Genomic DNA, 12,245 nt, shown 5'->3' with positions numbered 1-12,245 from the left:
AGCTCAACGTTTTCCTTGAAAATGGAACTTGCCCCCAATCGGTTCGTCCCGATTTCGATCTGCTGTTGTCTTGAAATCCATGATGAGGATGGATATGTCGTCATCCTGCTGCATCTTGCGGGCAACCGTCCAAATTTTTTGCTCGATGGCTTCTATCCGATCTTGTCCGTCCCGCTCCGTATCCGCATACGTATCCGCAAGCGTCGACAGCCAGCGGTCGTTATACATCACGCGGTCATCTTCCCCGAGATTGATCAGGCCGTCCGTGTACAGCAAAAGCATGAAGTCTTCCTCGACCTTCCACTCATCCTGCGGATAGACCGCGAACTTGTTAAAGCCGAGCCCCATCCCGTTTGAGCAGGGGAGAATCTGCGTTTTGGACGCAGAAAAATAATACGGCTCCGGATGCCCCGCTCTGCTTGTCCACAGCGTCTTTTGCTGCGCATCGTAGACAGCGACGATCATCGTGATAAAGGAGCGGGTTTTGCTCAAATCGTCATACATGAGATAGTTGAGCCGCCCCAAAATCTCGTTCGGCATCCGACACGTTTGCAGCACCGCTCGAAAGGAGTTGCGCAAGCCCGTCGTCAACAAACTGGCCGGTATCCCGTGCCCCGAGATGTCCGCTACCAGAAAGCAGCTGTAGCGGGAGTCCATCTGGATGAAGTCGACATAGTCTCCACCGACATAAGCGGCGGGGAGATAGACCACTTTCGCCTGTACATCGTCCATTATCAAACGTTCCTTCGGAATCAGGGAAAACTGGATTTTGGCCGCGAACTCCATTTCCTGCTCGACCAGGCGCAGCTCCAGCGATTGCTGGTTTTGCAGGCAACGGTCGAGCAAACCGCGCACATGAATCACCAGGAGGCGGAGAAAAGACTGCTGCAGCTCCTCTTCCTCGATCTGTTCGCTCGCGGATATCGCTTCTGCGATCACGACTCCTGTGGTATGGGCAAACGATGTTTCGATCTCAATCTTGAAAAGGTCTTTGTCTGGCTGGCGCTGCCCGTATGCGATCTGATAGGTGACCTCGCCTTCTGCCGTTTGCAAGGCAACGTGCAAATAGCGGAGCGAGTTCATCGTCCTGTACCATTTTTGGACAATTTCCCCGATAAACTGATGAACATTCTCATAATTGACTTCTTTCATGCTTTGGGCATTCGTTTCAACCAGCAGCGTTTCATACCGCTGCTTGATATCGAGAAACCATGTCAGCTCTTCATTTTTTGCGGTAATTTCCTTGACGTGAACCTCAAAGCGTTTCTCCAGATTGCGCGAGATTTCAAAGATTTCCTTGATCTCCACCTGATTGAGCCGGCGGGAAATGATCAGACGCACGCACAAAATGATCGTGACCAGAGCCATCCCGATGAGATAGACGGACGGAAGCTTTTTCATCGCCAACACAAGGCAAAACAGACTGGTCCCGACAAGCAGACGATTCATGTTTTCTTCACGCAGCAAAAATTGCATCCGCTCATGGTAGTAAAAATACTCATCCATGACAGCGACCTGAATTTTTTCCGTATGGGCGCTCTTGTAGCCGGCGATAATCATGGCAAAGCTGACCATCGTGAGCACACCCGCCACCGTAACATACTTGTCCGAATAGATCGTCTGCACGCCGAGAAACACGAGTGTCCCGAGGATCAGCCAATTGGCTCGCTCCCACAGTTTGCCGTGCCGATTCGAGAACAGCACGACACAGCCGATACCCAGCACAAAAATGCCGGTATGCACCTGCAGGAGAATGCGCAGCTGTTCTTCTAACGACGGGTAGTACCATGTGGTAAGCTCGACGGTGCCGTATAGCAGGAGCAAAACAAACAAATCAAGCAATTTTTTCCAGCGTTCAAAATAAAGATTGGGCAATAATGGAAAAGTCTGAAACATTAGCAGAAGAAACACATAAAAGAAAAACGTGAACGGCTGGGCAATGACTTGGAAATAGAAATTGTCATGATGGATAAATAAATGACCGATGCCCCATGTAAACAGGGCGAGTCCCAGCAAAAAGGCGGGATCAAACCATCTTTTGTAGGTGGTAAGATGATGAGAGGAGAGCAAAAGCAAAATAGCCAGTACCAAGCTCACTAAATACAAGATGTATGCCCCGATCATCGATGTGTCTCCTTCGAAATAGGCTTCGTAAGCCTTATGCAAGAGAAAAGCGTATCGCTATCCATGAAAATTGTACTATATTCTGACCGGGAAAACACATAGGACCTATTATTTATTTTCCAGCAAACGTCAAACCCCTTTCCCAACGTCCCGGCGAAAAAAATCCACGAACCGCACTGAAACGCATTTTTCTGCATACGATATGATGAGGTGATTGCCATGAATCCGCGATGGAAGTACAACCCCATCTATCTTCGATTCAAATATGCCTGCAAACAGGTGCTGCTCCCTTTGATCATTTTTCAATTTGTCCGCTGCCTGATTCTCCCCTCGACTTTCGATGTGATCATTCTGGGTCTTTTTGCCATTACGTATGTCGCCATCTCTCTCGATTGGATTTAACAGTCAAAAGAAAGAGAAAAAGCAAAACAGCGTCTCTTTGCATGGAGACGCCGTTTAACGAGTGAATGCGCGTTCGGTCCATCGACTGAGACGGTACAATCTGTCAATGTCCTTTTCAACGCGCTTGACAGCTTGCAGCTCGCTCCAGTTCTGCTTTTTGTTGTAATACTGGTCCAAATCCCGCATGATTCGCTCCGGATAATGGAGGAACGCTTCTAGCAAGCGGATCTCGTCGGGCCGCAGCGGAAAGATGTTTTGGTAGGATGCGAGCAAATGGTCAGCCCCTTCATCCTCTCCTCCAAAATGGAAATAGGTGCGATAAAACAGGGCCAAATCGCGGACAGGGGTATCAAACTGCGCCCGGTCGAAATTAATCAGCCTCGCCTGCCCCGCGTGGTCTGTGACCAAATGGGCCGGATGGGGGAACCCGTGTATGATGGACAAGCGGAAATGAGAATGCGCCCGGTTTTTCTCTTGCCATTCCCCCAGCAGTTGAATCGCGGTCTGCGCCCGCTCGGCAATAAAGAAATGATTGGCCAGAAACACAACATCAACTGGCGACGGATACGTCCGCTGCTGGGCAGCTGTCGCGAACAGCTCCAGCTGATCCAGCCATAGCTGCCATCTGGCCAAAAGCGATTTAACCAGCGGCTCAATTTGCTTCGTATCATCAAATCGGTAATTTTGCGTCAGATGATGCAGTTCTGCCAACCGCTGGACCAACGCTTCCGCCCAGTCTTGGTCGGGCAGCTCCTCCCCTGGGGCAGGAGACTGCCACTGTGAAAGATAATAAAGTTGGTTGCCCGCCTCTACATACGGCTCGTCGTATTTCGTGTACGTGAACGGAACGGCCCCTTCCCACCCCCGGTTCTGCAAATTCCGCAGGACACCACCCAAAAACTGAATTTTTCCCGTCTTGACGGGTGTTCGCTTGCAGACAAAGGAACCGTATGGCGTCATTACCTTGTATACGTTTGGTGCCTTGAGCAACTCGATTGTTTGGGCGAACATGTCGTATTCATGAAACAGCGGGTAGATATCCTCAAACCGGCTCATGACAGCCTCTCGCTCCTTGTGCGCTCCGCGCGTTCGGCCACTTCCAAAAGCAGCGCATCCACCTGTTCCTGCCGCCGGATGGCCGCTTCAACCTCGCTGGTTCCCGCCTTCTCGCGTTCGCTGGGCACTTGCGTCACATACGATTCCATACTTTTCCACGTCTCTTCCGGAAAAGCCATAAACGCGAGCAGCATCTGATACTCGCCATACGTTAGCGGCTTCGTCTCTTCATAGCCGTCCAGAAACGACTGGACTTTCGCAGACTCGGCATCCTGCATGATCACTTCCCGCAAAAAGCCGGCGGTGTCCCGATGCTGAACCGATAAGACCGGGCGGTAAAATCCGCGCAAGATCAGGCGTCCATCCTGCATGCCCCAGTTGTGACTCGTCAATTCACGATGGGAGACGCTCAGCCAATCCTCGTCTGCAGACACGGCTTGCAGCAGCTCTGCACTCCGTTCCATCCGTTCGAGCAGGGGGGGAAATTGGCTGGCGACCCATGCATCCGCCTCCGACCAGTCGTCTTTTCCTTCTTCAAATTGGGCAAAGGTCTCGCGGGCACGCTTCACTTCTTCTGCGATCAGCAGCTGCTCCTTTTTCAAGACTTCCTCGGAGGTGAAAAAGGAATCTGCCTGCTGCGCCTTATGCATGGCCGCCACGACGCTGCCGCAATGAGCGGACTGGGAGGAGTCAGGCAAAAGCGTCTCCGCTTGCGGCACATGGTCGGTCAGCGTGAAGCCTTTTTTGGCCAGGACGACGTACGGTTTGGCATCGCGCGTCCGGATGAACCGCTCAACATCCCGCACGCCGTGCCGCGCCAACTGTTCGCGCCAGGCGAACGACCATCGCATCACGTCGACGCGCGGCCACACCCGCAATTCCTTTGGCCCGCGATTCGTCTCTAGCAGGTAATAATCTTTTTTCGGTGTCATATGGATGACCCTGACCTTATACCGCTGATACACCTGTTTCAAGTCAAGCTTTTCACGCGCCACTGTCCCCTCACTCCTTCCTCTCTAGGGGATATACAAAATCTGGCCTGCTGCAATCCGGTCGGAGGGGAGCCGGTTTACCTCCATCAATTTGCTCATGGACACCGAGTAACGCGCCGCGATCCCTTCGAGCGTTTCATTCCGCTGGATGATGCACATCCGCATTTTGCTGAAATTTTCCGATTGGCCCTGGGCAAACGTGCTCAAACTGCTGAACAACTCCAGTGACGAACGGCTCGATTCCTGCGCAGCCTGTGCTCCTCGGGCACTGGATGACGCAGACTCCACGTCGTTCCCTTTTCCCCCCACGTCTCTGCGCGTCGTGAAGAGGTTGGTCAGATTGACGGATTCATCCTTTTCAGGCGCTGCTTTGGTGCTGATGGCGATTTTGACTTCTTTATTATCAGCGGTCTGGTCCTGCGCTTCCGCCAGCACGCTTTCCGCACCCAGCGACGCGCTTTCCAGCTCGGCGGCAACCGGCTGGGCCTCCTCTGCAGCGACCGCGTTCCCTTCGGGATGAATCGAAAGCTCCGCCTCTTCCTCCACATGCCCGCCATTGCGAACATCGGTGTGCAATGCGGAATCATGCAGCGGAATCGCCTCCGCCTGCAATTTGAGGTCTGACTGGTAGCTGACATCGTTCGGCTGCCCGTTTTGCGCTGATTCCCTCAACTCGACTTCCTTGATCGCTGATTCGGTCAGCTCGACTTCCGTGATCGCCTGTTTGTGCTGAATCGCTGCTGACGGGAATGCTGTCGATTCTTTTGCAGAAGCGGGCCCTGAACCCAGGCTGATCGTGAACGGCTGCGCCGAATCGAGCGGCATTCCTTCCGCCACCGATTGCAGATGGGGGGAATCGAACTGCTTGCTTTCGCCAAACTCAATGGAACGCTCCGGCTCCTCCCGCGTCGTGAATGAAATATCCCCGAACTGAAGCGGAACGGAATGCTCTGCGGATTGCTCCTCACCCTCTTCTGCCGAATGTTCGGCCGACTCCTGAAGCTGCTGCCAGTTTTGCGCCAAAACATCCGATGAAGGCGGCTGGTAAAACTGGAAAGCGTGCGGAGACTGAGCGGGTGACTGTGGCGACTGTGGTGACTGCGGGTACGTATAGTTTGCATTGTACGGGAGATAGGGCGGAAAAGGCGGCGTTACCGCACGTTGTTCATCCTGGTTGCCAAAAGGCTGAAAAGACGACTGCTGCTCCATTTGGTTCTGGAAAGCGATCTCCTGTTCCAGCGCATCCAGCTTCCGTTCGATCTCGTCGAGCGACGTCGGTTCGTACTGCGTGTATGGCGGGTGCGATTGGTGGTAAGGATCGTACGGCGGAAATGGCTGCGCCTCGTCTTGTTCCGCCTCTGCTGTATGCACGAACTCCCAGTTTTCCCCGGACCCTTCTGCCTGGTCCTCGTACTGATTGGCGTATCCAAACGGCGGCGGATAGCTGGCTGATTCGTCCGTTTCAACCGCATCCCATGCCTGCTCTTGCAAGGAGAGACCGGTTATTTGCAGCTCAGCCTGCACCGTCACTTGGTTCGTGCCCAACAGCTCATAGTCGATGGAATTGACAATCGCCCCAATGTCCGTTTTTTCGCCGATATCGGAGCGGGGGATCGAAATGTTGACGGGGATACGGTGAGTGAAGTCCTGCTCTTGCGAATACAGGTAATCCGTGGACTCACCTTGTTCCAAGCGAAATGGGGTGAACTTCATCGCCTCGACAAGCGATTTGGTTCCCTCCCCTGAATCACGCTCTTCCTCCGCTTCATCGATCGGATCATATTTGGCAGTAAGCAGCAAGTACCCTGTAATGGATACACCTGCTTCATTTTCGATGATTTCGACATTCGGCTCCAGTTCCAGCTCGGTCAACGATTTTATGCCTGCCTTCTCAGCAGTGAGGAAGATCGTCTCCTTGAACGTATACGACAGCAAATCATTCTGTGGCGACACGCGTGTTCCTCCTTTCAAGTACAAGACATTTCCCTATACTATATGGACACACGCCTTCATTTAGACCTATGAAAAGCAAACACCCCTCCCTCTTGCAACAGCAAAGAGAAAGGAGTGCTACCACGGTTTATTTCAGTTTCGTCGGGAGCCTGAATTGCCAAAGCTGGGTAGTCGTGCCTGTGTTGTCGATGTCAAAATCGTTATCGTTTACCAGCGCAACGGTAGAAGAGTCCACCATCGTCACGCCTTCTACTTTTTCAAACGGATAATCGTATGCGAGCAAATCAAGCACTTGCCGTTTGCTCGGCACTTTCACCTTCGCCTGCTTCAAATCCGATTCGGACATTTGCTCCAGCGTCTTGCCGTTCACTTCCTCATCGTACGTGCCCAGCACGTTGGTTGCACTTTTCAAATTCACCGTGAACAGTTTCTTCACCTGTGCATCTTTACCGGCATTTTTATCGCGCTCATCGACCAGCAAGGTGTTTTCGTTAATCGCATGCAAATCGGAAATGACGATGTCATACTGCTGGACGCCTTTCAGCTGTGCCGCGTCCGTGGTGAGGTAGGCAAACTCAGCTACCGGTTTTCCCGTTTTCAGGTCGATTTTGACGATGCGCAAAACCCGCGAAGCTTTCGCTGCTTTGGCGTCGGGATTGGCAAGCGGACTTTGGACGGCGGCAAACATCCATTTTCCGTCAGGTGTGATGCTCACGCCTTCAAAGCCGCGGTTTTGGTTACGTGTGCCATAGATGGCTGGCAGCACATCCTTGATCGGAACGAGCGGCGCATTGGCGAACCGCTCCTTTTCGCCCCGCGGAATCAGCCGTTGGATGATGGTGCCGTCCCGCTTGACTTGAACGAGGCTCGGACGATATTCATCGCAAAGCCAAAACGTATCGTCATTGGGGTTGTACGCAATGCCCTCGACATCGAGACCATATGGATCATAGGCTAACTGCGTTTTCGCTTCTCCATCGTACGGGACCTCATCCTCTCCCTCCAGATTGGAAACACCGGAGATGAGTCTGGTGCCGGTAATCGGGTCGTTGCCGGCTGGCAGAGAAAGCGGAATGGTCTCCAAGATCGTAATCGCGTTTTTCTCAACGGAAATCTTGTAGATGCTCGGCGTAAAGTTTTGCAGCGGGAACGTCCGACGCTTTTCATCGCCAACCTTGATTTCACCATTCGGCCCCCTGTCAGTGGTCGTATAGAACACGTTTTTCGGATCATTGGGAAGATGGATGAGTGCGGAAAAGCCTCCCTGCATGATGCCGTTCCCCAATTCTGCGGGATGTTTCAGCTCGTACGTGCCCGCGAGCCGCGGTGTTCCCTTTGCAGACTGCTCCTCCTGATCAGCAGCTTGTGCCGTGTAGACCACAGCGGAAGCCAAAAGAGTCGCCGCCACTGTCAGACTTGCGGTCGTGCGCCATGCTTTTTTCATCTGGAATATTCCTCCTGTTTAAATCGCTTAGGTCAAGTGTACAGACTCTTTATGGAGGGAATATTGAACAGATGTAAATTTCCGGAAAAATAACGATCCTTTCGTCACAATGATCACCATTGTAGCTGTCTTCATGAATGGATGCCGTCACTTCCTCAGTCGCTGCTGCCGTCTGCCCGGTAATGGAGATGACGGTCAAAACTTCGTTGGATAAGGCATGCCATTTTTTAACCAATCGATACAATTGCTTTTAGATTGTCTTCGCTTCCATTTGTGCTTCATCCAAATTCTCTTTGGTCAGTACGGTGATCATCGGAATAAACAAGGCAAGGTTGATCAATGCGCCTCCTAGAAAAACAACAGGTACACTTGCCACTTCGGCGATCATTCCCGCTACGATAGCCCCCAGTGAAAGCGTGCCCCATCCAACCAAGCGATAGGCAGCATAGACGCGTCCGAGCAATTCGTCGGGTATCAAGTTTTGACGGATCGTCGCAACACCAACACTCCACGTCGCCCCTCCAAATCCGCCTAAAAAAATGGCGGCTCCGACTAGCCAAACGTTTGATGTAAGTGCTGGAATTGCCAGCATGACAATCGTACCGACGATATCTATCCCCAATAACCCTCTGCGTCCAAGTATCTTTTGTATCGGCCCTACCATTGCGGCACCCGCCAAACTCCCCGCAGCCAAGGCAGTCAACAACATGCTGTAGCCAAATTCGTTTAACTGTAGTGGACCTGGTGCAACTGCATGCAGGACCAATAGAGAAAAGAAGGCGCTCCAGCACCCTGACATCACGGCAACCATGATGGCCAGTGTCCGTAAGATCTGATTACTCCAAAGAAACCGGACTCCCTCCGCAACGTCCTTTCGTATTGATGATTTGCTTGTTCTTGCCGCTTTAAAATCTCCTCTCAAAAACAGCAACACAATAACTGTCATAAGGTATGTAAATGAGCCTGACAGCACAGTCATGGAAATACTGATCGAGATGAAAAAACCTGCTAGTGGCCCTCCCACGAACCTGTTCGTGATTGTTTCAACGCTGAATATGCGTGCATTTGCCTGTTCCAATCGATCTCTGTGGACGACGGAAGGGACAAGGGATCCAGAAGCTGTGTCCGAGAATGTCTCACACACACCCAGTACCACTGCAAGGAGATAAAGAACGTAAATGTGCAGCCAACCGCCAGCAGCAGCAAGAAAGAGCGTCATCACTACAGCAACCCGAAACAGGTTGATGAGTGTAATCAATCTCTTTCGATCAACGCGATCAACGATAGCTCCAATCGGTAAAGAAAACAGCAGCCAAGGGAGCGTAGCCATAAAAGAAACGCCTGCCACAAACGCAGGGGATGAAGTCGTTTTTGCAGCCAAAACCGGCAATAGAAATTTGATGATTCCATCACCCAGGTTAGAAAATGCGGTAGCTGTCCACAATGTCCAAAAGCCACTCCCCATCCCTCTCTTAGCAATAGCGCTCTTTGCCATCTTTCATCCTCCAGTTAACTAGTAAAATGGAATTCGTTGGTTACATTATATTGTGTCGTTTGTAACTAGTCAAATTGATTTGGTTAGTTACAAACAGCAATATAATTTCACGTTCCTCCCTATCCCCGATACTCCATAAACCGCATCTTTTGCATCCGACTGTGCCACCCTCAGTACCTATTCCCTATTGGTTGTAGGTATATATTGAAAGAAATACAGTAAAATTGACCAGCCTCTATACCTGGTGAAAAAAGAAAGAAACCACACATATTGCGTGTGGTTTCTTTCCCATGCGCTGCGCTTGCGTCAGCTTTCTTATTTCTTCACTTCGACAATGCGGTTTTCAACTTTCGGACTGATTGTTTTTTCTTTTGTGATTGCTTCTTCAATTACGCTGTACAACGTCAGTCCTGTATTGAACGACGGTTTGTTCATCGTTTCGTAGCCGTCTCCGCCGACAGCGATGAAGTCGTTCGTCGCGACTTTATAGGTTTTCTTCTCGTCGAGTGGCTTGCCGCCTACGAGCACTTCCACGACGCGTTGGCCGGCAGGTTGTGTTTTGTCATAGGTGAAAGACATGCCGCTGATTTGCGGGAAGCGTCCAGCGCCTTGCTCGACTTGGCTCACTCCGCTTTCCAGCGCTTGCTTCAGTTCGGCGCCTGTCACTTCAACGACGACCAATGTATTCGGGAATGGCAGCAACGAATACAAATCTTTCTTGGTGATGTCGCCTGCTTTCAATTGGACGCGGATGCCGCCCGCATTGGTCAGGGCAACGTCTGCTTCATGGCCTGCGATCGATTTGGTGCGCTCCAGCATTTTGTCTGCAATGTAGTTGCCGATGTTGGTTTCACGCGTGCGAACCAGCGTACGCTCGCCGTCCAGGTCAACCGCTGCTTTGGCGATCACGACGTTCATCGCATCGTCTACTTTTTTCACTACGTCTTTTACGAGCGCTTCGATCTGGGGATCTGCTTTGACGTTTGGATCGTATTCTTTCAGACCGCCGCTGAACGCGACCAGCTCGTTGCCGAAATAGTAGAGGTCAGCTCGTCCGAGCGATTTGCCATACTCCCAGTCTTGCACGATATATGTACCGTTTACAAGCTCAGGCGCTTTCAATGCAGTGTGGGAGTGACCGCCGACGATCAGGTCGATGCCTGGCACGTTTTTGGCGATTTCCCGGTCTACATCGATGCCCACGTGGGAAACGACGATGACGTGATCCGCTTCTTTTTTCAGCTTCGGCACGACTTCTTTCGCCACTTCAATCGGATTTTTGAATGTGAGGCCTTTTACGTTGTCCGGGTGAGTCAAAATCGGCGTGTCTTCCGCAACCAGACCGACGAATGCGAATTTTTTGCCGCCGACCGTCGCTTCAAATGTCGGCACCAACAGATTGGTCCCGTCCGCTTTGAAAACGTTGGCAGACATGACCGGATATTTCAGCATGTCACGCAGCTTGAGCAGCTGCTCATAGCCGAAATCAAATTCGTGGTTACCGGATGCCATCACATTGTAGCCAAGTGCATTCAAGATCGGCACGACGGATTCGCCTTTGAACTGGTTCACAAAAACTGTACCCTGGAACGTGTCACCTGCATCAAACTGCATGAAGTTTTCGTTCTCGGCGCGCCATTCTTTCAGCAGCGTAGCGATTTTGGCATAGCCGAACTCTTTGCCGCTTGCATTTTCATCGATATGGCCATGCACATCGTTCGTATGGGCAATGGTGTAATGCGTGGTCAACGCGTCACCCAATGCATTGAAGAAATCCCCGCGCTTTACGGTCGCGGACTCAGCCAGCTTCAGGTCATAGCCGAGCGCTTTTCCAAGAGCAACCAGTTTCGCCGAGGAAATCGCTTGGTTCGGGTTTTTCACATCCGCTGCAACCAGCCCTTTTTGGGACTCTGCCCAAGCAAGATATGGCGCTGCCCAGTGTGTGCTACCTGTAACCGGTTTCACCTGCGCACCTTTTACTTTCGCGAACAAAGCAGCAGCCTCCGCAACGGTCAACTGACGGTCCAGAAATAAGTTTCCAGCCTTGTCGGGCGTGATCCATTGTTTCTTGCTCATCCAGTCTGCGTGGTTAACAGGCGTGAGTGGTGCTGCGAATGCGGAGCTTGCCAGCATGGCGGTAGCCAAGAAGCCGGATGCCAATGATACGAAAAGACGACTTGAACGTTTCAAAGAATGAGTCCCCTCTCTTTATTAAATCAATGATTGCTTATGCGTCAAGTATAGCAAATTTTGGGGAAATTGTTAGTCGATTTTTGAAATCGATAGCTGCAATCGATAGTTTCCGTATGGCAAAAGCTCATCCAACAAGGCGTTCAGCTCCTGCTGTGTCCCCACTCTCGCCCGGAGCCAGTAGCAGCCATCGCCGCTGATGCGGTGCGCTTCGACAATCGCCGCGCTCTCCTTGATGTACTGCTGAAATTCCTGATGGGCGCCTGCCGCCATGAACATCGTGATGAAGGCGAGCAGCGGCCCTCCCAGCTTTTCCTCATTAAGCTTGAGCGTAAATCCCTCGATGATCCCTTGCTCCGTCAATTTCTGGATGCGCTGGGCAACAGCTTGCCCTGTCATGTGGACCTGCTCGCCGATCTCCTTCCATTGCAGGCGGGCGTTCGATTGCAGCAAACGGATGATTTCCAAATCAGTTGCATCAAGCATGCGTGTTCAAATCCTTTCACGGTGAAAATGCAAGCGGCCATCTCGTTTCGCGCCGAAACGGCCGTTTTTGCTATTCTTTCTCTATAAGCTTTATCGATAGTCC

At 51.7% G+C, this 12,245-nt stretch carries 9 protein-coding genes; 1 reads left to right on the top strand and 8 read right to left on the bottom strand.

The window, feature by feature from the left end; translation table 11 throughout:
* Positions 1-3: 3 nt before the first annotated feature.
* Complete coding sequence (locus ACTID9_RS09360) at positions 4-2,124, bottom strand: PP2C family protein-serine/threonine phosphatase (RefSeq protein ID WP_441070925.1); 2,121 nt, start codon at positions 2,122-2,124, stop codon at positions 4-6.
* Positions 2,125-2,343: 219 nt separating this feature from the next.
* On the opposite strand from ACTID9_RS09360, the gene ACTID9_RS09355 reads away from it, so the two are divergent.
* Entirely contained in the window at positions 2,344-2,526 is a 183-nt protein-coding gene (locus ACTID9_RS09355) for a hypothetical protein (protein WP_441070924.1), read from the top strand.
* A 54-nt stretch (positions 2,527-2,580) separates the two neighbouring features.
* Here ACTID9_RS09355 and ACTID9_RS09350 read toward each other — a convergent pair whose 3' ends face one another.
* From ACTID9_RS09350 to ACTID9_RS09320, 7 genes are all read right to left on the bottom strand, one after another.
* Complete coding sequence (locus ACTID9_RS09350; protein WP_441070923.1) at positions 2,581-3,582, bottom strand: hypothetical protein; 1,002 nt, start codon at positions 3,580-3,582, stop codon at positions 2,581-2,583.
* Positions 3,579-4,577 carry a phosphotransferase gene (locus tag ACTID9_RS09345; RefSeq protein WP_441070922.1) on the bottom strand — a complete coding sequence of 333 codons (999 nt, stop codon included), beginning with the start codon at positions 4,575-4,577 and terminating at the stop codon, positions 3,579-3,581. The genes ACTID9_RS09350 and ACTID9_RS09345 overlap by 4 nt, the downstream gene beginning before the upstream one ends.
* Positions 4,578-4,598: 21 nt before the next feature.
* Complete coding sequence (locus ACTID9_RS09340; protein ID WP_441070921.1) at positions 4,599-6,527, bottom strand: LysM peptidoglycan-binding domain-containing protein; 1,929 nt, start codon at positions 6,525-6,527, stop codon at positions 4,599-4,601.
* A 127-nt stretch (positions 6,528-6,654) separates the two neighbouring features.
* Entirely contained in the window at positions 6,655-7,971 is a 1,317-nt protein-coding gene (locus ACTID9_RS09335; RefSeq protein ID WP_441070920.1) for an esterase-like activity of phytase family protein, read from the bottom strand.
* Positions 7,972-8,221: 250 nt separating this feature from the next.
* Positions 8,222-9,466, bottom strand: coding sequence for an MFS transporter (locus ACTID9_RS09330; RefSeq protein ID WP_441070919.1), 1,245 nt, complete (start codon positions 9,464-9,466; stop codon positions 8,222-8,224).
* Positions 9,467-9,781: 315 nt separating this feature from the next.
* Positions 9,782-11,599 carry a bifunctional metallophosphatase/5'-nucleotidase gene (locus ACTID9_RS09325; protein WP_441072519.1) on the bottom strand — a complete coding sequence of 606 codons (1,818 nt, stop codon included), beginning with the start codon at positions 11,597-11,599 and terminating at the stop codon, positions 9,782-9,784.
* Positions 11,600-11,728: 129 nt separating this feature from the next.
* The gene (locus ACTID9_RS09320) at positions 11,729-12,142 is read right to left on the bottom strand and encodes an Lrp/AsnC family transcriptional regulator (protein ID WP_441070918.1); all 414 of its coding nucleotides are present in this window, start codon (positions 12,140-12,142) and stop codon (positions 11,729-11,731) included.
* Between the last annotated feature and the right edge of the window lie 103 nt (positions 12,143-12,245).

Origin of the sequence: Brevibacillus fluminis, assembly GCF_052072235.1 — a bacterium.
GTDB lineage: Bacteria > Bacillota > Bacilli > Brevibacillales > Brevibacillaceae > Brevibacillus_D > Brevibacillus_D fluminis_A.
Note: the sequence above shows the minus strand (reverse complement) of the source record. Positions and strands in the feature narration are given on the sequence as shown.

What these genes read in the sequence shown, in the direction of transcription:
- ACTID9_RS09330 (WP_441070919.1), bottom strand. Translation starts at nt 9,466, where the DNA reads ATGGCAAAGAGCGCTATTGCTAAGAGAGGGATGGGGAGTGGCTTTTGG.
- ACTID9_RS09355 (WP_441070924.1), top strand. Translation starts at nt 2,344, where the DNA reads ATGAATCCGCGATGGAAGTACAACCCCATCTATCTTCGATTCAAATAT.
- ACTID9_RS09350 (WP_441070923.1), bottom strand. Translation starts at nt 3,582, where the DNA reads ATGAGCCGGTTTGAGGATATCTACCCGCTGTTTCATGAATACGACATG.
- ACTID9_RS09335 (WP_441070920.1), bottom strand. Translation starts at nt 7,971, where the DNA reads ATGAAAAAAGCATGGCGCACGACCGCAAGTCTGACAGTGGCGGCGACT.
- ACTID9_RS09360 (WP_441070925.1), bottom strand. Translation starts at nt 2,124, where the DNA reads ATGATCGGGGCATACATCTTGTATTTAGTGAGCTTGGTACTGGCTATT.
- ACTID9_RS09320 (WP_441070918.1), bottom strand. Translation starts at nt 12,142, where the DNA reads ATGCTTGATGCAACTGATTTGGAAATCATCCGTTTGCTGCAATCGAAC.
- ACTID9_RS09325 (WP_441072519.1), bottom strand. Translation starts at nt 11,599, where the DNA reads ATGCTGGCAAGCTCCGCATTCGCAGCACCACTCACGCCTGTTAACCAC.